Raw genomic sequence first — 24399 nt, forward strand, 5'->3', positions numbered from 1 at the left:
GGTTCCCCTAGCTTTTTACGTGTTTTAAATATCCTCTTTGCGCGATCATAAAGTAAATGGCAGAAGCTAAAATGTATGCTCCAATTACAAGCGCACCTGATTTCCACAAATTAATATAAAGCATTTTCCCTAACGTATGAAGAGCAAATCCACTATGAATTGAACCGATTAAAATTGGTATAAAGAAGATAACTCCCATTTGTCGAATCGCAATTTTGCGAATTTCTTTATCTGTCATACCGATTCTCTTTAACGATTTAAATTGAATGCGATCTTGTTCTTTATCGTTAAACCATTTAAAATATGTCATACTACAAGCGAAGAAGAAGAACAGTACCGCTACGAAGAAACCGATGAACATTGTAATTGCTCCACCTTCTCTTATATCCTTATACGCAAACACTGAATTTCTCAATTCTCCTTGCTTTTCTGGTGCAATTTCATTTTTCAAATCTAATACAAGGTTTTCTGTACTTTTCCAATCCTCAATATAATAACCGTAATATTTTGTCTTTTCTTCATCTGGTACGAGTGTTGCATATTTCTCAAAATCTTGATCATTTACAATGAGATATTCACTATCATTAAAAACAGAATACTGCGTTGGATTATTTAATTGAACAGACTGCTTTTGTCCATTAATTGTAAATTCATACGATTTCGTACGATCTATCTTCATCAGTTCATTTGACATATCAACCATAACCATCGTTGCACTACCTGGTGCATTATGAACTTCTGTAGGTTGCTCTCTCTTTTGTTTGCGCACTTCTGCATTATATTCTTTTTCTGAAATAATCGTCATCGGTACTTCATGTTCACTATTAAACAACGTTATTTTCTGTGTTGCCGGTAGTTTAACGTATGTTACTTTTCGCGCATCTTCAAACCCGTGTCTCTTCACAAGCTCCTGTACCTTTTCTTCATTAATAAGGTTATGCGTATTTAACCCCTTTTCCTCATATGAAATAGCATGTGGTGTAAGTTCTACCGTTTTCGCACTCATATTTTCAAAATATACGTACAGTGTACCCACCGCTGAAGATACTACCGCCGTAATGATAGAAATTACAAATAGAAAACGAGCATTATCTTTCATTTTATAAATAAGGTTGCTAAGGACGAACATATTTGGGTACGTATAAAAAGATTGCTTTCTTTTTTGTAATGCTTTTAATACAACTGTACTACCTTGTGTAAATAGTAAATACGTTCCGCCAATTGTCAGTCCTACCACCGGTAAAAAGAGGATGAGGAAATTCAGAAACGTTACTTGGAAGCTAAGTACATATGCAACAATAATACATCCTATACCAACTACACATAACCATGTAAATGCAAACGGCTCTACTTTTTGCTTTCTTGCCTCTCTTAATAAATCAATAATTTGCAAGCGTCCTACTGTCCAAACACTAAACAATGATAGGATTAAAAATAGAATAAAGTATACACCAGCTGTAATAAGAACTGCTTTACTATTCCAAACAAGTGGAAGTGTCTTATCTATTTTTAATAATACGCTTAACGCTTGGAAAAATAATTTTGAACAAAGCATCCCAACCCCAATACCAACTACAATTGCAATACTACCTAACATCAGTTGCTCTAATATAATCATTCGGCCGAGCTGCGATTTCGTTCCGCCTATTAATGTTAGTAGACCAAACTCTTTTTTTCTTGCTCGTAAAAACGTTGAATTTGCATATAAAATAAAGAGTGCCGAAAAGATGACCACAATATAATTCATCGATTCTAATCCTTTTGTGATCATCTTTCTCATACTAATATTACCGCTTACGACATCTGGATGATAAATAAAAGAAGCATACATGAAAAATACGACAATTGATAAACAACTACTTATAAGAAACGCTTTATAGTTACGCCAATTTCCTTTTACGTTATTAAGCGCGAGCTGGCGAAAGTTCATGATATTCTCCTCCTAGCATCGCAAGTACGTCCAGAATTTCTTGGAAAAAGGCTTGTTTCGTTCTTCCTTTATGTATTTCCGAGAAAATTTCTCCATCGCGTATGAAAAGGATACGTTCACAATAACTAGCCGCTACTGGATCGTGCGTAACCATTGCAATCGTTACTTTCTTTTGCTCGTGTAAATCTTGCAGAGCGCCCATTAGCGATTTTGCTGACTTCGAGTCTAAGTTTCCAGTTGGCTCATCTGCTAAAATTAACGTCGGTTCATGAATGATTGCTCTCGCTGCTGCTGCACGTTGTTGTTGTCCCCCAGATACTTCGTATACTTTTTTATTTAAAATTTCTTCGATGTTTAAAAACTTCGCAATTTCCAGTACTTTCGCATCAATTTCATTTACAGATTTCTTCGCCATTACAAGTGGTAAAATAATGTTTTCTTTAATGGATAACGTATCAAGTAAATTAAAATCTTGGAAGATGAACCCTAAATGTGTACGGCGAAACTCCGCTAATTTTGCAGCACGCATTTGATTAATTTCTTCACCATTTACAAGCACATGACCTGAAGTTTGCTTATCAATTGTTGCTAATAAATTTAAAAGCGTCGTTTTCCCACTTCCTGAAGGACCCATAATCCCTACAAATTCGCCTTCTTCTATTTTAAAATTTATATCGTTTAAAGCAGTCGTCGCTACTGAACCTTTTGATTGGTACACCTTCGTTAATCCTTTTACTTCAAGAACACTCATTTCTAATCCCCCTACGTGTTTTCTTCTTACATTTACTATAAGAAAAATAAGAAAAAGAAACGAGTGATTTCCCTTACAAAACGTTTTGTTATCTTACAGTTTTGTCATTTTTCTCATCAATGTATGATATTCTTCATCTTTTGCAAATTGGAACGTGAATGTTGTCCCTTCTCCTTCAGCCGATTGGACATACATTCCATGATGTAAATTATCGCAAATTTCCTTCGTAATATATAAGCCCATCCCAGTCGCTTCTCTCGTTTTACGTCCATTTATTCCCGTAAAAAATGGATCAAATATGCGCTTTACGTCTTGCTCTGGAATACCAATTCCATTGTCCTTAATATGTAATAACACCTTTTGATCTTTCTCTTCAATTTGAAATTGAATTTCTTTTTTCTCTGCCGCTGAAATTTTTGTATACTTGATTGCGTTTACAACAATTTGACCTATAGCAATACTCAGCCATTTTCTATCAGATGCAACCATACAAGTATCTTCTTCAAACATCACTTTCGGAAATACAGACGATTGAATAAAGGATTTCCGATTTTCATTAATAATACCTCGCACGACATCTATAACATTTACTACTTCTATCTTATAATCTTTCGCAAACTGCTCTAGTCTTGCCATATGTAACGCTAAATCTAAACCATTTAGTATACGGTTATTTTCTTCACGAATACTTTCAACTGTTGCTCTTGCCTCACGATGCTCTTTGCCAAACTTTTGCAGCAATAATTCAATAACAGATACTGGTGTTTTCATTTGGTGAATCCATTGGTTCATAAATATCATTTGCTGTTGCTCTTTCGCATGCTGTTTATGAACTTCATTCATATATTGCTGTCTTAATAACGTAAAAGATTCAACGACCATTTCTTGCTCTGATGTATAAGATTCATCAATAAGTAAAGAGTCATGTAATGTATTTCCATCAGTAACATACTTTTCGATCCTCTTTAAAAACACACTCCGTTTTCGGTAATCGTAAATGAGGTATACAGTAAACACAACTGTTCCTAATAAAAGTCCATATAACCACGTACTCCAATCAATGGATTTCTTTTCTAAAAGACTTTGCAGCTGTAAAACGAGCCCAAATAAACAAAGGCTAACAATATAAGAAAGAATTAAAGAAAAGCGGTCCATAAGGTAATTTTTAACCTTCATGCCCTTCGCCCCACTCCGTAAAAAGCGCATAACCATATCCACGTTTCGTTACAATTGCATTTTTAATGCCTAACTCCTCTAGTTTCTTCCTTACACGTTTTACATTTACGGTTAATGTATTATCATCCACAAATGCTACTTCATCCCATAGAGCTTCTAACAGTTCTTCGCGCGTTACATATTGATTCACCTGTTTCATTAAACACTCTAATAAGTAAAACTCATTTTTTGTCAGTTCAGTTTGTTGTCCTTGCCACTCAACAATATGCTGAGACGGGAATAACAACAGTCCATTTACACCTAAACAATCACTCTCAGCGGCAGAAGCATACTCTCCGTAACCACGGCGAAGTGCACTCTTCACCTTTGCCATTACGATATCTAAATGGAATGGCTTCGTAATATAATCATCGCCGCCATTTTCAATCGCCATTACTTGATCCATTTCTCCTGTTCTTGCAGAAACAAAAATAATTGGTGCATTCGATACAGTACGAATTTGACGACACCAATAAAAACCGTCAAAGTACGGTAAATTAATATCAAGTAACACGAGATGAGGATTCGCTTTTACAAACTCATCTTTTATTTGACGTAAATCACTTGCTCTAAATGATTGATAGCCATACCTTTCTAAATGCTCTTCTAATATTCCCGCGATTTTCTCATCATCTTCTACAATTAATATTTTATACATGTTCGTTTTCTCCCCATAAAAAAATTCTTCTAAAACCACTCCCCTTTTTATTATAAATTGAAAATTTAATTAGTGGGGATTTTTTCCTATATAAATCCGATTTTTACGATATAAAAAAAGACTGCCGTATTTCGGCAGTCTTAATCGATAAATTCAAATTCATATTCAAGAATTTTTACAATATCTCCGTCTTTTGCACCACGTGCACGAAGCGCTTCATCAATACCCATTCCGCGCATTTGACGAGCGAAACGACGTACAGATTCATCACGTGAGAAGTCTGTCATCTTGAATGTTTTCTCGATATCGTAACCAGAGATAACAAACGTGCCATCACTTTCACGTGTAATTTCAAATTTAACACCTTCAGTATCAAATTTGTACATTACACTTGTATCAGACTCATCCGCAACTTCATGTATTGGGAATTCTGGTGTTGTTTCTATTAAGTTCGCTACTTCAAACAGTAAGTCACGAACCCCTTGTCTTGTTACAGCTGAGATTGGGAAGATTTTTACTTCGTCTCCCACTTTCTCTTTAAATGCTTGTAAGTTTTCTTCTGCATCTGGCATATCCATTTTGTTTGCAACAACAACTTGTGGACGCTCAGTTAAGCGAAGATTGTATTCTTTTAATTCATTATTAATCGTTACGTAATCTTCATATGGATCACGGCCTTCTAAACCAGACATATCAATAACATGCACGATTACACGTGTACGCTCAATATGACGTAAGAATTGGTGTCCAAGTCCGACGCCAGCATGTGCGCCTTCAATTAGTCCTGGAAGGTCAGCCATAACGAAGCTGCGGTTATCACCAGTTTCAACAACACCAAGATTTGGAACGATTGTTGTGAAGTGATACTCTGCAATTTTCGGACGCGCTGATGATACAACAGATAATAATGTAGATTTACCTACACTTGGGAATCCAACAAGTCCAACGTCTGCTAGTACTTTAAGTTCTAGAATAACATCACGCTCTTGACCTGGTTCCCCGTTCTCAGCGATTTCTGGCGCTGGGTTCGTAGCTGTTGCAAAACGTGAGTTACCACGGCCACCGCGGCCACCTTTTGCAATTACAGCAGTTTGTCCATGCGTTACTAAATCGGCAAGAATTTGACCAGTTTTTTCATCTTTTACTACTGTTCCTGGTGGAACCTTTACAAGTAAATCTTCAGATTTACGTCCGTGCTGACCTTTACTCATTCCGTGCTGACCGCGATCAGCTTTGAAATGACGTTGGTAGCGGAAGTCCATTAATGTACGTAAGCCTTCCTCAACTACGAAAACAACATCTGCACCTTTACCGCCGTCGCCACCTGCTGGGCCACCTTTTGGTACATACTTCTCACGACGATACGCAACCATACCGTTACCACCGTCGCCGCCTTTTACATATATCTTGACCTGATCTACAAACATTATTTCACCACACTTTTTTCAATTGGTTGTAATATAACTGAGACTTCTTCGTCTCGCACTGTATAAGAAATGGAATACCATTTATTGTTTTGGGTCGCAAGCCAATTCTGTAGTTCTTCTACACTCGTTAGCTTACCACGAAAATCAAAAAAGAAACGAGCATTATCCGCGTCACATTCAATTGTGATACAAACATAATTTTCAACATATACGTCTAAACTATGCTGAAGCATCGAGAAAAATTGATTCGTCCATGTACATACAGTCTCATCTAAGTGAGATAAGTTATGTGATTTCCCTAATACTTCGTACTCCAATAAGCACGGCTGCTGTTTCCAATTATATGTTAAAATCCACTCTGAAAATAAAGGCATTGATAGCCCCATCAGATTGGATTCTTGTCTCGCTTCTTGGACAAAACGATCGATGAGACTATGAATTTCTTCCACTTTTCCAAGGGAAAGGTTTCCTTTCACCATCTGCATACGATTGAGCCAATCATGTCTTGAATGGCGCAATGCATCTATAATTGTCCATTTTTCATTCATTTAGATACCCCTTAATATAGAAAAACTCTAACCTGCACTCAGGTTAGAGTTTTCCGTGAGTTCTTATGCTTCTTGAGCAACAGGATATACGCTCACTTGTTTGCGGTCACGACCAAGACGCTCAAAGCGTACTACGCCGTCAACTTTCGCGTATAAAGTGTCATCGCCACCACGACCAACGTTAACACCTGGATAAATTTTTGTACCGCGTTGACGGTAAAGAATTGAACCACCTGTAACCGTTTGACCATCTGCGCGTTTAGCACCAAGACGTTTTGACTGAGAGTCACGACCGTTCTTTGTACTACCTACACCTTTCTTAGATGCGAAAAACTGAAGATCTAATCTTAACATACGTTACACCTCCTGCACTTTTTCTATTAAACGGATATACTTTCCGTAATCAAGTTCGATCGTCTTAAGCGAAACAACTAATCCTTCTAAAAGCGTTTGTGCTTTTTCTGCTGTATGAACGTCTAAATCATTAGGCAATTCATACGTTAAGAATCCGCCATCACTTCCGAGTTCAATAGTTGCTTGCACATTACAAAGTTCTTCCACTGCATTTATAGAACCAAACACAACCGCTGTAGTTCCAGCACAGACAAGGTCTTGTCCATGTGGCGCATAATCGGCATGTCCAGTCATTTTAAATGATTGGATACTTCCTAATTTCGTGCGACTTATCGTAATTTTAATCATGTTAACCAGAATTAAGCGTTGATAGCTTCAACAACTAGCTTAGTGTAAGGTTGACGATGACCTTGTTTCTTACGATTGTTCTTTTTCGCTTTGTATTTGAAAACGATAATTTTCTTAGCGCGACCTTGTTTTTCAACTTTCGCAGTAACTGTTGCACCTTCTACAACTGGGCTACCAACTTTAACGTTTTCGCCACCAACGAAAAGAACTTTGTCAAAAGTAACAGTTTCACCAGCTTCAACATCTAATTTTTCAATGTAGATTGCTTGACCAGCTTCAACTTTAATTTGTTTTCCACCTGTTTCGATAATTGCGTACATACTTGCACCTCCTCTTAATTACTAAGACTCGCCAAAAACGAGGTAGACATAAATGCCTTTAGGGAACCTGTCTTGTGCGGTTGTAGCATATAGCCGTTTAGGTGCTATAAACTATAACATAAAGATGTTATCATGAATCATAGACGGTTGTCAATAAATGTTCTGCTAACTATTTTTTCCGCTCTACAATTTCTTTTTTACTTCCAAAACGAACGATAGCATACTTTTCGATATTATCATCTTTGAAATAAATTTCAAATGGAATATTTTTTTGTAATTCTTTTTGCAAAAACTGTTTTTGCAGTTCTTTAGGCGCAGCGATTAATACCGCTTCATCTTCTATATTGCCATATGTGATTAGTTCTCTCTCTAACTCATACGCAATTGTTTCATGCGACATCACATAACCCGTCGCTTTGCAAGGTACACACTCTTTTAATAATACGTCCCGTAAAGAATGCTTTTTACGTTTACGTGTCATTTCCAAAATCCCTAGCTCCGTAAAGCCGAGCACCCTTGTATATGTGCGGTCATCTTGCATAGCAGCTATAAGACATTCTCTTACATTTTCTTTATCTTCTCTTTTTTTCATATTAATAAAATCAATTAATATCATACCACCAATATCACGAAGTCTTAATTGGCGTGCAATTTCTTCAGCTGCCATCTCATTTGTGCGAAGTACTGTATCTTGTAAATTTTGTTTTCCCGTAAACTTGCCCGTATTCACATCAATTACAGTCATCGTCTCCATTTGTTCTACAATTAAATAAGCACCATTTGGAAGCCACACAATTTTTTGGAGTGCTTTCTCAATTTCACGCTCTATTCCAAAATGGTTAAACATCGAAGACTTTTCATTATAAAAAGATACTTTTTCTTTTCCAACTTTGTCTTCTAATTCTTTTACTATACTTCTTGTATCTACAACTACTTTTTCAATGGTTTCAATTGGATTCTCTTGAAATACACGATCTAAAAAGGTCGCCGGTCGATGAAGTAATAACGGCGCCTTTCCTTGGCCCTCTTTTCTTTTTAACTCTTCATACAACTGTTGTAACCCTTGCATTTCAGCTTGTATTTCTTCAATTGCTCCTTTTTCAGAAGCAGAGCGGAAAATGTATCCCCCCGTTCCCTCTATTTCAATTTGGAGTAACTGTTGTCTTCTTTTATTATTTTTTATTTTTCGAGAAACAGCGCGCATCTCATCAAACGGCATATAAACGACATATTTCCCGGTAAATTCTATATTCGCTGTCAATTTAGGCCCTTTCGTATCAATTGCCTCTTTCACAACTTGTACGAGTATCGCTTGCCCTTCATGTATACGATAAGAAGATGGTACATCATCGTATGAAAGGTAAGCATGTTTTTCTAAACCGATGTTTACAAAAGCTGCATTCATTCCAGCAATTGTTCTTACGACACGTCCAACATAAATATGCCCAACAATCTCTTGCTCTTCATTACGTTTCCATAAAAACTCAACAATTTTTTTCTTCTCTTCAATTGCAACGCGCTTTTCCGAACCAGCGTAATTCACATATAACGTTTTCAAAATTATTTCCTCACTTTATAATCTTCTTTGCTTTTACAATAATAAAAGGTTAGTGCTATCGTCAACACTAACCGATTAATTCTTCAACTGATGAAGTTGTTCGTTTTTCAGTAAAATATGCATAGAGTAATTCATTTTCATCCAATGTGTAATGCTCTTTATATTTTCCACGGACGATAATAGAATGCTTATATCCTCTACGAAATTTTGTGAAGATCGTATATAAACGATCTTCCGTTTGCACTTCAATAGGTGCAATCTTTTCGATTCCTCTTTTGTTTCCATAATAACGTTCTAATAAAAAACGCATAAATGCATACCGTCTTTGTTTCCACTCTTGATATAATGACACTGCTAAAAATATGAGTAGTATCCACATCATAATATTGTTACTATTCCAGAGTAACTGCCATCCTAATATTACACCAAAAAAAACACATGACAATTGCATCATCTTTTCATGTGCTTGTAAATAAGGGAAACGATATGATAATACATTAAACAATACTTTCCCGCCATCTAACGGCCAAATAGGGAGTAAATTAAATGCTAAAATAATTATATTATTCCACATAAAGAAATAATATAAATCTGTATTCAGCCAACCGACTTCGAACAACATATAACCTACCAGCATCATCCAAACATGTTGAATCGGTCCTGCAATTACGACAACAAGTTCCTCTTTCAATGACTTATTACCATGTTCCTCAAGCTCGGCCACGCCACCAAACGGCAAAAGTTGAATTCTTTTTATACGCCAATTATAGTGTGCTGCTGCAAAAGCATGCCCAAGTTCATGAATAAGAACAATACAAAATAACAGTAGTAACTCTTTAAAACGCGCAGTAAAAATACCAATGACAATAATAACCCAAAATAATGGATGCACGGAAATTTTCGTTAAAACGTCCCTATATTTAATCAAATGATATCACCTGGATCGGATCAATAAATTTTTCATTCTTTTTTATCGCGAAATAAAACTTTCCATTTTTATCATTTGTATCATTACTCACCGTTCCAATTTTTTGTTTCTTTGAAACGTAATCATATAATTTCACTGACATATCGTTTAAGTTTGCATACCATGACTCCGTACCATCTGCATGTTGAATTTGAACTGTATTTCCAAGTTCCTCTTTCTTGCCTGCAAAAACAACTAACCCTTCATTTACTGACTCCACTTTTGCATTTGTAGCTGTTTGGACAAATACACCTTGGCCATTTTTTTGAAACCCTTGCATTACCTTTCCAGAAGCAGGAATTGCATAATCCTTTTGCTGAATACTTCCTTCTTTTTTCTCGTTCGGCGAATAGAATACGAGCGGTTTTCCAAATTGCTTTTCATACCATTTCGCTACAGTAGCAAACTGAAATTCCTCTTTCATCACTTTTTCTGTAACAGCTTTAGCTCCATTGAATGAAGAAGGAGCATTCTTATATAAAATAGCAACCGAAAGAACTAATATTGCTGATAATAAAACTTTGAAGAAAAAGACTTCCTTTCGAAATAAAGGATGCATTTCCTTTTCTCCATCTTCAATAAATACCGCTTCACTATCGAAATTCCCTCCGTTAAAATACTGCTCTTCCTCCATCCTTTCTTGCTCGGCCTTCCTTTTTGCAATCCGCTTTTTAATTTCTTCTACGCGTCTATTCTTCATACTGTCTCCTTTCTTTCGTTAAGCTAATTTCATTAGAAACAGTTGTATACAGTTTGTACATATGTATGAGCTAAGAAAGAAAGATATTCGTGTGAAGAAAAAAGAAAGCACCTCGCATATGTGCGAAGTGCTCTTAACGGATTCCAAAGAAGTTTTTCACCTTTGCAAATACCGATACCTTTTCTTGTTCAAATGCTTGTAATGGTACATTCTCACCTAACAAGCGTCTTGCAATATTACGATAAGCCAACGCTGCTTTTCCGCTTGGTTGCAACGCCACAGGTTCACCTGTATTTGTAGCTCGAATAACTTCATCGTCATCTTCGACAACACCAAGAAGCTCGATTGACAATGTACGTACAATTTCATCAACATCTAACATATCCTGTTCATGAAGCATATGACTACGTACACGGTTAATAACAAGTTTCGGTGGTTCAATATCCTCTTTTTCTAAAAGCCCAATAATACGATCCGCATCGCGCATTGAGGATACTTCTGGAGTCGTAACAACGATTGCTTTATCCGCACCAGCTACCGCATTTTTAAATCCCTGCTCAATCCCCGCAGGACAATCGATTAATATGTAATCATAATCTTGACGTAATACTTGTATTAATTCATCCATTTGTTCAGGTGTTACCGCTGATTTATCACTCGTTTGTGCTGCAGGTAATAAATAAAGATCATCAAAACGTTTGTCTTTAATAAGAGCCTGAGGTAAACGGCAACGCCCTTCAACGACATCAACAAGATCAAATACAATACGATTTTCCAGCCCCATTACTACGTCTAAATTTCGAAGACCGATATCTGTGTCAATTAAGCACACTTTCTTTCCAGATAACGCTAGGGCCGTACCAATGTTCGCAGATGTAGTAGTTTTACCTACTCCGCCTTTTCCAGATGTAATTACTATTGCCTCTCCCACAGCTATACAATTCCCCTTTCTAACTTTGTTAAATTAGGTCTAAGATGAGTGAGAAGTTGCAGGCGATCGACAACAATGTGATTGTTCTCATTAATATACGCACATTCTGCCGCCTCCGCTCCGTCTTCTTTCTCTTCCGGAGCCCGCATTGCCACATCACTAATTCGAAGTTGCATCGGGTTCATAACAGATGCAGCGATTACAGCATCCGAATCCCCATAATACCCAGCATGTGCAATTCCTCTTAATGATCCTACGACAAAAATATTCCCCCCAGCGATAACCGTTCCGCCTGGATTAACATCTCCAATTAACAACAAATTTCCTTTTACATGTAAAACTTGTCCAGAGCGAACAATTTTGGAAATAGGGACAATTTCTGTTTCTTCTTTCCAAGCTATTGCTTCTGCTTTAGTGATAACATCACTTTCAATTGAATCCACAACAAGATTCTTTTTATTACGAATTAACGTACGAATCTCTTCTTGTTGGACTTCTGTTAAATAACGATTTCCTACTTTCACATGCACTTCAATTAAAGAGCGCCCATCACCATCGTAGTAATGTGTAGAAAGTTTTTCGTCTAATTCCACCAATAATTCTGAGAATGAACAACAATCATCTAAATGAAGCGTTATCCCATCTTTTGTCCCTTTTATCGTTACATTTTGTTGCTTTTTTTCTTCCACTAAAGTTCACCCCACCGATTCAATTCGACATAAAATTAGAAAATCCTTTTTTCTTTTTCTTCCATCGCTTTTGAAAGACGCACTATATATCGTCTCAGTGGGAAACAAACTATCAATAAGAAAATAGCATTTAACAATAAAGTAGAAAGGAGACGATCTGTGAAAAAGACATACGCTGGCATATGAGTACGTCCTAATAAAGTTAAGAATCCATACACATAATACTCTAGTGCTACAACGCTAGCTAATATGATAGAAACAACAATAAATAAATTCAATTGTAGTACTTTCATCACACTATATACTAAATAAGCTAAAATCGGATAAGCAAAAATATATATCCCGACAAGTTCTGTGTATACGGTATCAAATAAGAAGCCAAATAATAGTCCGTAATAAATCCCTTGGACCGGACTATAATACACTGTAATAAAACATAAGACGATTATAAAGAAATGCGGTGCTGCTATGCTGTCTTTCCAAAACACATCCGTTGGAACAACAGTAGCAAACATATTTTCAAATAGAAACACAAAAAGGAGCAAAAGAGGAAGAGCTGCTCTTTTTAATATCTTCATCATCTCTTCTTCTCCTCCTATTCTAATGGCGCTGAAGGTGTTGCACGTTTAGCAACCGTAATATGCTCTACGTCATTTAAATCAGCGGCAGGTTTTACATAAGCTGTTTTTGTTAAGCCATATGCATCCGGCTGAACTTCAACGATTTTTCCAATTACAAGACCTTTCGGGAAAATATCACCCAGTCCAGATGTTACAACTAGTTGATCTTTCACTACCGGTGCATCAGAGCCAATCTTTGTGAAAAGAAGTAATTGCTTTTCTTTGTCATAACCTTCAATCAATCCAAAGATTTTCTCTTGCCCTTGTACAATAGCAGAAACACGATTTGTTCGGCTCATAGAACTTAGTAATTCTACTGATGATGTAAACTGAGATACACTTTTCACTCTTCCAACTAACCCTTGTGAAGTTACTACAGCCATATCTTTTTTAATTCCTTGCTGTGCCCCTTTATCAATTCCAATTAAATCGTACCATTTATCTGGATTACGAGAAACAACAGTAGCTGGAATTTCAGTATACCCGCTATTTAACTCTTTTTTACCAGTTAGCTCTTGTAGCTTCTTGTTATCATCTTCTAATTGTTTTACTTTCCCTGATAGACCTGCATAATTATCTAATTTTGCTTTTAATTCTTTATTCTCTTCATACGTGCGCTTTACATCCTCTACATTTTCGAAGAATCCAGCTACGTATTTCGCTGGCTTTTGGAATACACGTTCTACAACACCGACAGTATCTTTAACAAACTGCTCTGGCCATGTTAAACTGTTCCGTTCTTTCAATGAGATTCCAATCAATGCCACGAGAAGAATAATACTAACCAACAAAACAATTAATCTTTTGTTTAAGAAAAACTGTGGCACGTTCACACCCTCTTAATTTCACTGATTTTTATTTTGCAATATTATCGAGCAGCAGTTTTGAAAAGATCGATATTGTCTAATGCTTTACCTGTTCCAATTGCTACGCAATCTAATGGATCTTCTGCAACAAGAACTGGCATTTTCGTTTCTTCACTAATTACTTTATCTAAATTACGTAGTAATGCCCCGCCACCTGTTAATACGATACCGCGGTCCATAATATCAGCCGCTAATTCAGGTGGAGTTTTTTCTAACGTATTTTTAACTGATTCTACAATCGCATCTACTGTATCTTTTAATGCATCTGCAATTTCTTCTGGCTGAATTAGTACTGTTTTTGGTAAACCACTTACTAAATCACGACCGCGAATTTCCATAGGCTCGATACCTTCTGGCTCGCCTGCAGAACCAATTTCTAATTTTAATGCTTCAGCTGTTCTTTCACCGATCATTAAGTTATAGCTTTTCTTAATGTACTGAATGATTGAATCGTCCATATCATCACCAGCAACACGGACTGACTGGCTTGTTACAATACCACCTAGAGAAATAATTGCAACTTCTGTTGTACCACCACCGATATCAACAACCATACTACCAGTTGGTTCCCAAACAGGTAAGTTTGCACCAATTGCTGCTGCAAATGGCTCTTCGATAGGATAAGCATCACGAGCACCCGCTTGACGAGTCGCATCGATTACTGCACGTCTTTCTACAGCTGTAATACCAGATGGTACACATACCATTACATACGGCTTACGTGAGAAGAAACCGTTTGATTTTTGAGCTTGTTGAATGTAATATTTCATCATTGTTGCAGTTGTTTCGTAATCAGCAATTACACCGTCTTTCATCGGGCGAAGTGCCACAACGTTCCCTGGTGTACGACCAATCATTTGTTTTGCGTCGCTACCTACAGCAACGATTTGTTTCGTATCAGTTTGTAACGCCACTACTGAAGGTTCACGTAAAACTACACCTTTTCCTTTTACATATACAAGCGTGTTCGCAGTTCCTAAGTCTATTCCAAGATCGCGAGTAAATCCACCAAATCCAAACATATTATTTATCTTCCTTTCTTGTTTTCACGGACTCATTTTTTCTTAATTTATATTATAAAAACAGTACGTTTTTTATATCTTTATCCTTTTTGTAGATAAATTTCTACAAAAAACTCATAAATCACATTATAAAACAAAATAAGTAAAAAGCATAGTCTTAAATATGACCTTTTTCCTTTAAACTCACGAATTTATGGTCACCTATTATAATATGATCAAGCACTTCAATTCCGATAATCTGGCCGCATTCTACTAAGCGTTTTGTTACTTCAATATCTTCACGGCTCGGCGTGGGATCTCCTGAGGGATGGTTATGAAGACATATGATAGAGGCTGCTGCACGACGGAAGGCTTCTTTAAAAACCTCCCTCGGGTGTACAATTGACGTGTTTAAACTTCCAATAAAGATCGTTTGCCTATGTATAACTTGATTTTTTGTATTTAAATATAAACAAACAAAATGCTCTTGTTGTAAAAAACGCATTTCTTCCATCATGTATTTCGCACAATCTTCTGGACTTCGAATACTATATCTATTTTGATATTCTAAACGTACCATTCTTCTGCCTAGTTCAAAGGCTGCCATAAGTTGCGATGCCTTTGAAATCCCAATACCATGTATACTAATTAGCTCCTCTAATGTTGCATCTTTCAACATACGTAAGCCATCAAATTGGTGTAAAATTTTATCTGACAACTTTAAAACTGTTTCTTCTTTAGAACCTGTTCTGAGTAACACTGCGAGAAGCTCTCGATTTGATAAACTTCCAGCACCTTCTAACAATAAACGCTCCCGTGGCTGTTCTTCTCTTACAACATCACGAATACCGTTCATCTCTCCACCCCTTTATTTGTTCTCTCAAAGAAAACCCCATGCAATTTTACGCATGGGTTACATCAATATCAAATTGTTTTAATTCCCGAACGAGGCGTGCGATTGGTAAGCCAACTACACTATAGTAGTCCCCTTGAATATTTTGAACGAAAATAGATCCTTTACCTTGAATCCCATAACTACCGGCTTTATCAAGAGGTTCTTTCGACGCGACGTATGTATCAATTTCCTCTTTTGTTAACTCCCAAAATGTAACTTCTGTACGCTCATAAAAAGTAACCGTTTTTTCTTTTGCTATAATCGCAACACCTGTATACACTTCATGTGTTTTCCCTGATAGTAATTGTAACATCTCTTTCGCCTCATCCTCATTAGAAGGCTTACCAAGAATACGCGACTCATATGTAACAATTGTATCTGCACCTAACACAATGTGATCACTATTATTTTCTGCCACCGCTGATGCTTTTTGCAAGGCAAGCGACATTACAATATCAGAAGGCGATGAATATGCACCAATTGTTTCCTCTACTTCACTTACAACGATTTCAAATGGCACACTAGCTAACTCAAGCAATTCCTTCCTCCGAGGTGATCCTGAAGCTAAAATTATTTTTCTCATATTTTCTCCTTCCTTTCTCACATGAAGCAGAACAATTTATATTAATCGTATCAAAGGAATAGTTTGCCCACAAATGAAAGAAATATTAATTTCTCTAACTAAAATAACACTTCTTTATTGCATACGATTATATTCCCATCATAGAGAAAGCACTTTGCTCTAAATTCAAAAGAAAAGAAAGAAGTACATGTACTTCTTTCTTACTCATTTTATTATCCTATCATTTCACTTTCTACGAAACAATTTTTTCATACGAGAGTAAACCATCAATAATAACTTGATTTAATTTCGCCAAAGATTCCTTATCCATCTTCCCATCTTTTACTGTTTGTACAGCTACCGACGTATACATATACAGTTTCTTTGCTTCTTCTCGTTTCATACTTTCCCCTTCTTTTTCAACCTTTTTCCATTCTTTTTCAATTGCTTCTATATCTTTTGGGCTGCTTTTTCCACCAACTTGTACGCTAGAAGCATATTTTGCTAAATGAGTGTATAATGGCTGCACTTTTGTTAAAAATGTCCCTACTTCTTTATCATCTTTCAGCAATGCTTTATCTGTTATATCCCAGCTCTTTTTTAAAACGGAGACACCATCATTTTTATACTTAGTCATTAATTGATTTATAGACTGTTCATCGCTAGCAATACCAACAACTATTGCATACTTATCACCGCTCGGTCTCAAAGCACCAATGCCCCCATTGCCTTTCCATTCTTCAAGAGCTGCCTGTCCCTTTTCTTCAGAAGAATAAAGCCCCCCTTGAACAAAAAATAATTTCATCGGATCCAATGACGTTCCTGCCTGTGCTTTTTGTTTTTCTTCTTTCGGTGCTGGTGTTTGTTCTGCCGTTCCACCCACCCTTGATTCTCCATTTCCAGTCGGCCTTGAAGCTGTCACTTCACTTCCTCCTGTCGTTCCTTGTCCAGTAAGTAAATGAAGCATCCCCATTCCAAACGCCGTACCGATAATGATTGCAGTTGCAACGATTACAATTAATGTATTACTCCACTTCTTTCGGTATTTTTCCACAGACATTGATTTCGCTTTTTGAAACGGAACAACATTTTTCGGTCGTTCACTTTCTACTACCATCCATTCAAATTCATCTTTCTTTTTTTCCTCATACTTCGCTTCTGTTCCATTCACTTTCACTGAGATCGTTCGTGATTGCTTGTCCATACACTCACACCTCACCTCTTATCGTTGTCCGCATCATATCATATTCATTTCATAAAAAAACGAGATATTTGTCAGAGGAATTCGCCAAATAACCCTATATATTTATCTTATATGTATGCATTTGACTTCATTTGTAGAACAAAAAAACTAGATAGCAAAGACTATCTAGTTTTTCTCGCGAATATATTTTCGTACTTCAGAAATGAAATAAAGAGAACCCGTTATGATAAAAACATCATTTTCTGCTATCATTTCAACTTTTGTATCAATTGCCTCTTTCCAATTTTCAAAAACTAATTTTGATTCTTTCTGTGAATATGATGCAAGCTTATCAGCAGAAATAGCACGATCAAAGGCGAATGTTGTAAAAATAATTTCATCTGCAATGGTTTCTAATTGGCCTACCATGTTATGTAATTGTTTATCACCAAGGGCAGTAAATAACACTATTACATTTTTATCTTTGTAATGCGCTTCTACTGTTTTCACAAGGCTTTCGATACCTTCTGGATTATGAGCACCATCTATAATAATATCCGGGTTACTTTGCAACTTTTCAAAGCGCCCAATCCAATATGCTTCCAGTAATCCCGTTCTTATTTCCTCTTCTTCAATTAAAAATGATAAATATGTTTTTACATACATTACTGCCATAAGTGCTAACGCTGCATTTCCTACTTGATGAATACCTTTCATTGAGATTTGCAAATCTTCAAATGCGGAAAAAGGACAAGTAAAATCAAACTGTTCCCCATCTTCATTAGACTGTTTATGTAACGCTGTAAAATGCTTGCTAAGTTCGTATAAGTTTGCATGGTTTTCCTTTGCAACATTTTGAATGACTTGCAAAGCTTCTTCATCTTGTACACCAGTAATTACCGGCACGCCAGACTTAATAATCCCCGCCTTTTCATATGCAATTTCCCCTAGTGTATTTCCTAAAATATGCATATGATCGTGACCGATATTCGTAATAATCGTGAGGACAGGGTGTATAACATTGGTAGAGTCAAAACGTCCACCAAGCCCTGTTTCAAATAAAACAACATCACAGAAATTGACTTTACCGAAATAGCAAATCGCCATAACAGTAATAATTTCAAACTCTGTCGCTTCCCCTAAATCCGTTTCATCTAGTTTTTCAACGACTGGTTTTACCATCTTTACAAGTTCAGTAATCTCTTCGTCTGCAATTGGTGTTCCATTCACACTAATGCGTTCATTAAATGATTCGATGTAAGGAGAAGTAAACGTTCCTACCTTATATTTCGCGCCTTCTAACATGTAACGCATATATGTTAACGTTGAACCTTTTCCATTTGTACCAGCAAGATGAACACATTTTATATGACGCTCTGGATTTCCAAGTTCTTCTAACATCCATCTCATTCTTTCTAATCCTGGTTTAATTCCAAATTTCAATCGGCTATGGATCCACCCTATCGCTTCTTCGTATGTATGTATCACGTATGTTTTTCCCCTTTCAATAGACAACTTTCATAGTTCTATTATACGCAAAGAAAAGAGACTCACCAATATAGTGAGTCTCTAAAAACATTTTTACTTTTCAAGATCTGCTAGACGTTGACGAACTGCTTCGCGTTTTTCTAGGTAATCTTGCTCTTTCGCACGCTCTCCTTCAATAACCGCTGCAGGAGCTTTCGCTACGAAACCTTGGTTAGAAAGTTTCTTCTGTACACGTTCTACTTCTTTATCGAACTTCTCAAGTTCTTTCTCAAGACGAGCTCTCTCTTCATCAAGATTGATAAGATCAGCTAACGGTAAGAATAACTCTGCACCTGATACGATTGCAGTCATTGCCTTTTCTGGCGCTTGTAAGTCTGTTTGAATTGTTAATTCGCTTGGGTTACAGAAACGCTCAATGTAAGAGCTGTTTTTCGTAAGTTGAGCAAGTACAGCCTCATCTTTTGCTTTAATTTGCATTTGAACTTTTTTGCTCATTGGCGTATTTACTTCTGCACGGATGTTACGAACAGAGCGAATGATATCAACTAGAAGGTGCATTTCTGCCGCAGCTTCCGTATCTTGTAAATCTTCGCGAACTGTTGGCCACGCAGCTACTGTAATAGACTCGCCTTCATGCGGTAAATGTTGCCAAATTTTCTCTGTTACGAATGGCATGAATGGGTGTAATAGACGCATTGTTTGATCTAATACGTAAGCTAAAATAGAACGAGTTGTTTTCTTAGCTGCTTCATCTTCACCGTATAGTGGAAGTTTCGCCATTTCAATATACCAATCACAGAAATCGTCCCAAATGAAGTTGTATAATGAACGACCAGCTTCACCGAACTCATATTTATCCATGTTACGTGTTACGCTTTCGATTGTTTCGTTTAAGCGCGTTAAGATCCACTTATCTGCTACTGATTTTTCACCAGTTAAATCGATTTCTTCATACTTCATATCATCCATGTTCATTAATACGAAACGTGATGCGTTCCAAATTTTATTAATGAAGTTCCAAGTAGATTCTACTTTTTCCATGCTGAAACGTAAATCTTGACCTGGTGCACTTCCTGTTGATAAGAAGAAACGCATTGCATCTGCACCGTACTTCTCGATAACATCCATTGGGTCAATACCGTTACCAAGAGATTTACTCATCTTACGACCTTGCTCGTCACGAACTAAACCGTGAATTAATACATCTTTAAATGGACGCTCTCCTGTAAACTCTAAACCTTGGAAAATCATACGAGATACCCAGAAGAAGATGATATCATAACCCGTTACTAGTGCATCTGTTGAATAGTAACGTTTGAAATCTGCTGAATCTTCATTTGGCCAACCAAGTGTTGAGAATGGCCATAACGCTGAACTGAACCATGTATCAAGTACGTCGTTATCTTGATTCCAGTTTTCAATATCTGCTGGTGCTTCTGTACCTACGTATACTTCACCAGTTTCTTTATGGTACCAAGCTGGAATACGGTGTCCCCACCATAATTGACGAGAAATACACCAGTCATGAATATTTTCCATCCAACGTAAATATGTGTTTTCAAAACGCTCTGGTACGAACGTTACTTTTTCTTCTTCTTTTTGTTGAAGCGCTACTGCTTTTTCAGCAAGTGGAGCCATTTTTACGAACCATTGTGTTGATAAATAAGGCTCAACAACTGCACCGCTACGCTCACTATGACCTACTGAATGCATATGTGGCTCGATTTCTACTAATACGCCAGCTTCTTGTAAGTCTTTTACTAATTCTTTACGGCATTCGAAACGATCCATACCGTTATACTTACCAGCTTTTTCGTTCATTGTTCCATCTTCGTTCATTACTAAAATGCGTGGTAAGTCATGACGGTTACCTACTTCAAAGTCATTCGGGTCATGAGCTGGTGTAATTTTTACAACGCCCGTTCCGAAATCTTTTTCTACGTACTCATCAGCAATAATCGGAATCTCACGGCCTACGATTGGAAGTGTAACTGTTTTTCCGATTAAATGTTTGTAACGATCGTCTTCTGGATGAACTGCTACTGCTGTATCACCAAGCATCGTTTCTGGACGAGTTGTCGCAAGACGAATGTGACCAGAACCATCTGTTAACGGATAGTTCATATGATAGAATGCACCTTGAACTTCTTTATGAATTACTTCAATATCAGAAAGAGCTGTACGTGTTGCTGGATCCCAGTTGATGATATATTCACCACGGTAAATTAAGCCTTTTTCGTATAATTGAACGAATACTTTATTAACCGCATCTGATAAACCTTTGTCTAATGTGAAGCGTTCACGAGAATAGTCTAGTCCTAAACCAACTTTCCCCCATTGTTGACGAATGTGAGAAGCGTACTCTTCTTTCCACTCCCAAGCTTTTTCAAGGAATTTTTCACGGCCAAGATCGTAACGTGAAATACCTTCTTCACGAAGTTTTCCTTCTACTTTCGCTTGTGTTGCGATACCAGCATGGTCCATTCCTGGAAGCCATAGTACATCGTATCCTTGCATACGCTTCGTACGAGTTAAAATATCTTGAAGAGTTGTATCCCAAGCATGACCTAGGTGTAACTTACCAGTTACGTTCGGAGGTGGAATTACAATTGTATACGGTTGTTTCTTCTCGTCTCCTGTTGCTTCAAAATATTTGCCTTCAAGCCACCATTGATAAAGGCCTTCTTCAACGGACATATGATCATATTTAGTTGGTAAATTCTTTTCCGTGTTTGACATTATTTTCCCTCCTTAAAATAAAAAATGTCCCTCATCCAAAAAGGACGAGGGACATCGCGGTACCACCTTTATTTACAAACAAATTCATAATTTGCTTATACTCTTAATTTGATAACGGACAAATCCGTCTTTTCCTAATAAGAACTATTCCGTTCAGAAAAGATGCTCCAGGGCTACCTTCTAACATAACTATCTAGAGAATCTCTCAGCTAATGATTCTCCTCTCTGAAGACGTTTCATGTTATACTCTTCCCCTTCAAGGCATTTATATGATTGTTAATTATTATATACAATAGTGTAAAAAACGAAACCTTATTCGTCAAGATAAATTTAAAACTACAGCTTTTCGTGCAAAAAAAAGAAGATAAGTAGAATCCTCTACTTATCTTCTTTCCCCCGCTATTTGCGGGCAGTAAGACCTCCACCTCAAAACTCAGCTGAAGCAAAGAAGTTAGATGGGAGCCCTGCTGCCCGTAAACGCCCAATTTGTGAAGGCTAATCATCAGCGGAGAATGCCTTTACTTTATCCGTTCCCTTGCTGGGCAGCTTGTAATTGCGACAGGAAATATTCTATATTGCTAACGAGCCAATGCGATTGTTGCAAACTCTTTACTCCGCGCAGTTCATTTTCCTCGTTGCGATTATCTCTTCTTTTCTTATAAGACTGGATTTGCCGAATAAATTGCGATGGATACGTCATATACGCAAACATAAGTAGTTGCTCTTCTTTCGTAAAAGGGAAATTTTTTTGATACATTTGAAACCATTCAAACCGATCACTTCTTGCGATTGGATATGTGTTTAAAGACCGTGAATAAAAACCTACTATATCTTGCACAGGCGTTGCAAACTTCGATTTTTCTAAACTAATAAAATAGCCATTCCGCTCATAGTCAAATAAAAAATGATTAAGTGACACATTACCATGCACAAAAGTAATACGCGTTTTCTCTTTTTCTTTCATCGCATCGTTCCACTCATTTAATTGCTTCGTTGCAAATTCACGTGCTCTCATTACATGATGATAGTACGTACAATATTGCAATTCAAACGGGGACATATACCATTTTGATTCAGATTCTACGAGAAACTCTTCTAACATCTCACCATCATTTTCCCAACGATCGGATATACTTGTATAATGTTTTTCTAAATCTTCTTCCGTATACGTTTCTTCCTTCACAGTTTTTTGATGCAACGTTCCAAGTGTCTGAAACATTTTATGGTATTGATCATTGTCCTCACCGTTTCCTTCTGCACGTTCTAACCAAGGCATTAAATAATAATTATACGTCCCGTCACTTAAAATATAACTTCCATCCGTCGCATGATATATAGGTACATAATTTGAAAAACCTTTCTCCTTCAAATATTGAATATGATGCAGAAAGTTATTCCGCTCTAACTTTCTGCCTTCTATTTTCTTGAGTGCATATGGACCTTGATTCGTATAAATTTTCATTACATTTCCGTGCTCTTCCATATGCTGCGTATCCAATCTATATTGCCTCACAATAGGTTCATAGTGATTTCGCAACTCAATATCCATACGAATAACCCTTTCTATTCAAAACATAGCCTCTAAGAAAGGAAGTGAGTGAAAACACTCACTTCCTTATTTCGTCTTTACCCTTGAAACGGGAATATAAATAATTTGCCCCGTATTTAAAAATATATCTTCTGTTTGATTGACACGGTGTAAATTTTGTACAGACGTTTCATAACGGTCTGCAATAGATTCAATTGTATCCCCTTCTTGCACGAAATACATTCTTAACTTTGTAAATTCTTCTTCCGGTTCTTTCGTAAATAGTTTTGTTAAATAAAGCGCATTTTCATCTCGCTGTGAGTACTCTTCTTCTTGTTCTTCCTGCTTTTTCGCTTTTTCTTTCTTGAAATCTTTTCGTCCGAACAGTTCAAATTGTGGCGTTGTTTCTTGCTCCTCTTCACGTTCCACAAATTCATGTTCTTCTATTTTCTCTTCTTCTAATTCCTGCTCTTTTCTTTCCTCTAATTGGAACGGTTCAAATGCGTAATCTTCCCACTCATCTGATTCCTTATATGCTGGTTCTTCTACATGCGGCGCCGGTCTATTTTCATCCTCTTGCGCTGAATCTTCTTCTAACTCAGCATACACCGTTTCTTCCTCTTCAACTTCATCCTCGCTTCTCTCTTCATCACACAAACCGGTAATAGATATATCCGCTAATAATTGTAAGCAACCATTTTCCTTTAATTCATAATCAAATTCCTCGATTGATACATATAGCTCTTCAATTACTTTCACTCGATTTCTCGGAATTGATATTTCAAGTGGAAAGGAATGTACAAGTTCATTAACCCCATCTTCTCTTGTTTCTACATAATCAATTGACTTTGCTGGCGATAGTTCTCTTAATGAATACGCCGAATCATCTTTTCGTGCAACATACTCTCCCGTTAAATCTAATTGTCCTCTCACGATTACTTCATGATCAAGCTCTTCTATCTCAACGTCTGGATCTAACGAAATTGACAAAAGTTCTTCGACTTCCTGTCCTTTTTGGAACCACACAGATTCTTTTAATGAAAATCGTAATGAATGATCTGCAGCCACTTCTTTTCCCCCTCCCAAACTATATGTCATTACAGATTTATGTGCGGAAAGCT

24 protein-coding genes and 2 other annotated features are annotated in these 24399 nt (G+C 36.9%); all 24 genes read right to left on the reverse strand.

Annotated features, from left to right (window positions below):
* Window positions 1-7 precede the first annotated feature (7 nt).
* On the reverse strand, window positions 8-1930 hold the full coding sequence (locus N2V80_RS22195) for an ABC transporter permease (RefSeq protein WP_001011423.1): 1923 nt from the start codon (window positions 1928-1930) through the stop codon (window positions 8-10).
* Complete coding sequence (locus N2V80_RS22200) at window positions 1905-2681, reverse strand: ABC transporter ATP-binding protein (protein ID WP_000114529.1); 777 nt, start codon at window positions 2679-2681, stop codon at window positions 1905-1907. Before N2V80_RS22200 ends, N2V80_RS22195 begins: the two co-directional genes overlap by 26 nt.
* A 93-nt stretch (window positions 2682-2774) precedes the next feature.
* Window positions 2775-3857, reverse strand: coding sequence for a HAMP domain-containing histidine kinase (locus N2V80_RS22205; protein ID WP_061654503.1), 1083 nt, complete (start codon window positions 3855-3857; stop codon window positions 2775-2777).
* Window positions 3847-4554 carry a response regulator transcription factor gene (locus tag N2V80_RS22210; protein WP_061654526.1) on the reverse strand — a complete coding sequence of 236 codons (708 nt, stop codon included), beginning with the start codon at window positions 4552-4554 and terminating at the stop codon, window positions 3847-3849. Before N2V80_RS22210 ends, N2V80_RS22205 begins: the two co-directional genes overlap by 11 nt.
* 140 nt (window positions 4555-4694) lie before the next feature.
* Window positions 4695-5981 (reverse strand): GTPase ObgE, encoded by a 1287-nt coding sequence (obgE, locus tag N2V80_RS22215; protein ID WP_000497128.1) that lies wholly within the window; start codon window positions 5979-5981, stop codon window positions 4695-4697.
* Window positions 5981-6529, reverse strand: a complete 549-nt coding sequence (locus N2V80_RS22220; RefSeq protein ID WP_001003588.1) for a sporulation initiation phosphotransferase B — start codon at window positions 6527-6529, stop codon at window positions 5981-5983. The genes obgE and N2V80_RS22220 overlap by 1 nt, the downstream gene beginning before the upstream one ends.
* 63 nt (window positions 6530-6592) lie before the next feature.
* Complete coding sequence (gene rpmA, locus N2V80_RS22225; protein WP_000944958.1) at window positions 6593-6883, reverse strand: 50S ribosomal protein L27; 291 nt, start codon at window positions 6881-6883, stop codon at window positions 6593-6595.
* Between the two features lie 3 nt (window positions 6884-6886).
* Entirely contained in the window at window positions 6887-7231 is a 345-nt protein-coding gene (locus tag N2V80_RS22230) for a ribosomal-processing cysteine protease Prp (RefSeq protein WP_002001054.1), read from the reverse strand.
* Between the two features lie 11 nt (window positions 7232-7242).
* Window positions 7243-7551: a 50S ribosomal protein L21 gene (rplU, locus tag N2V80_RS22235; RefSeq protein WP_000270907.1), complete on the reverse strand. Its 309-nt coding sequence runs from the start codon at window positions 7549-7551 to the stop codon at window positions 7243-7245.
* A gap of 14 nt (window positions 7552-7565) precedes the next feature.
* Window positions 7566-7643 (reverse strand) — a sequence feature (ribosomal protein L21 leader region).
* 77 nt (window positions 7644-7720) lie between these two features.
* The gene (locus N2V80_RS22240) at window positions 7721-9109 is read right to left on the reverse strand and encodes an Rne/Rng family ribonuclease (RefSeq protein ID WP_000855489.1); all 1389 of its coding nucleotides are present in this window, start codon (window positions 9107-9109) and stop codon (window positions 7721-7723) included.
* A gap of 67 nt (window positions 9110-9176) precedes the next feature.
* Window positions 9177-10037 (reverse strand): stage IV sporulation intramembrane metalloprotease SpoIVFB, encoded by an 861-nt coding sequence (gene spoIVFB, locus N2V80_RS22245; RefSeq protein ID WP_000599055.1) that lies wholly within the window; start codon window positions 10035-10037, stop codon window positions 9177-9179.
* The gene (spoIVFA, locus tag N2V80_RS22250; RefSeq protein WP_000797471.1) at window positions 10030-10776 is read right to left on the reverse strand and encodes a stage IV sporulation protein SpoIVFA; all 747 of its coding nucleotides are present in this window, start codon (window positions 10774-10776) and stop codon (window positions 10030-10032) included. The genes spoIVFB and spoIVFA overlap by 8 nt, the downstream gene beginning before the upstream one ends.
* A gap of 133 nt (window positions 10777-10909) precedes the next feature.
* On the reverse strand, window positions 10910-11707 hold the full coding sequence (minD, locus tag N2V80_RS22255) for a septum site-determining protein MinD (RefSeq protein ID WP_000503309.1): 798 nt from the start codon (window positions 11705-11707) through the stop codon (window positions 10910-10912).
* 2 nt (window positions 11708-11709) lie between these two features.
* Complete coding sequence (gene minC / locus N2V80_RS22260; protein WP_000391525.1) at window positions 11710-12396, reverse strand: septum site-determining protein MinC; 687 nt, start codon at window positions 12394-12396, stop codon at window positions 11710-11712.
* A gap of 35 nt (window positions 12397-12431) precedes the next feature.
* Window positions 12432-12977, reverse strand: a complete 546-nt coding sequence (gene mreD / locus N2V80_RS22265) for a rod shape-determining protein MreD (protein ID WP_000975766.1) — start codon at window positions 12975-12977, stop codon at window positions 12432-12434.
* Window positions 12978-12991: 14 nt separating this feature from the next.
* On the reverse strand, window positions 12992-13843 hold the full coding sequence (mreC, locus tag N2V80_RS22270; RefSeq protein ID WP_001135490.1) for a rod shape-determining protein MreC: 852 nt from the start codon (window positions 13841-13843) through the stop codon (window positions 12992-12994).
* A gap of 41 nt (window positions 13844-13884) precedes the next feature.
* Window positions 13885-14904, reverse strand: a complete 1020-nt coding sequence (gene mreB / locus N2V80_RS22275; RefSeq protein WP_000466736.1) for a cell shape-determining protein MreB — start codon at window positions 14902-14904, stop codon at window positions 13885-13887.
* Between the two features lie 157 nt (window positions 14905-15061).
* Entirely contained in the window at window positions 15062-15739 is a 678-nt protein-coding gene (radC, locus tag N2V80_RS22280) for a DNA repair protein RadC (protein ID WP_001013391.1), read from the reverse strand.
* Between the two features lie 46 nt (window positions 15740-15785).
* Complete coding sequence (locus tag N2V80_RS22285; RefSeq protein WP_061654504.1) at window positions 15786-16361, reverse strand: Maf family protein; 576 nt, start codon at window positions 16359-16361, stop codon at window positions 15786-15788.
* A 232-nt stretch (window positions 16362-16593) separates the two neighbouring features.
* Window positions 16594-17544 carry a hypothetical protein gene (locus tag N2V80_RS22290; protein WP_000361014.1) on the reverse strand — a complete coding sequence of 317 codons (951 nt, stop codon included), beginning with the start codon at window positions 17542-17544 and terminating at the stop codon, window positions 16594-16596.
* Window positions 17545-17709: 165 nt separating this feature from the next.
* Window positions 17710-19011, reverse strand: a complete 1302-nt coding sequence (locus N2V80_RS22295) for a bifunctional folylpolyglutamate synthase/dihydrofolate synthase (RefSeq protein ID WP_000582068.1) — start codon at window positions 19009-19011, stop codon at window positions 17710-17712.
* A 93-nt stretch (window positions 19012-19104) separates the two neighbouring features.
* A complete protein-coding gene (locus N2V80_RS22300) occupies window positions 19105-21750 on the reverse strand; it encodes a valine--tRNA ligase (RefSeq protein WP_000072250.1) in 2646 nt (881 codons plus the stop codon).
* A gap of 37 nt (window positions 21751-21787) precedes the next feature.
* Window positions 21788-22019: a binding site (T-box leader), on the reverse strand.
* Window positions 22020-22273: 254 nt separating this feature from the next.
* The gene (gene ysxE, locus N2V80_RS22305) at window positions 22274-23299 is read right to left on the reverse strand and encodes a spore coat protein YsxE (protein ID WP_000350658.1); all 1026 of its coding nucleotides are present in this window, start codon (window positions 23297-23299) and stop codon (window positions 22274-22276) included.
* A 66-nt stretch (window positions 23300-23365) separates the two neighbouring features.
* The gene (spoVID, locus tag N2V80_RS22310) at window positions 23366-24376 is read right to left on the reverse strand and encodes a stage VI sporulation protein D (protein ID WP_003285397.1); all 1011 of its coding nucleotides are present in this window, start codon (window positions 24374-24376) and stop codon (window positions 23366-23368) included.
* Window positions 24377-24399 lie beyond the last annotated feature (23 nt).

It is taken from the genome of Bacillus sp. FSL W8-0640, from assembly GCF_038007725.1.
GTDB classification, from domain to species: Bacteria; Bacillota; Bacilli; order Bacillales; family Bacillaceae_G; genus Bacillus_A; species Bacillus_A cereus.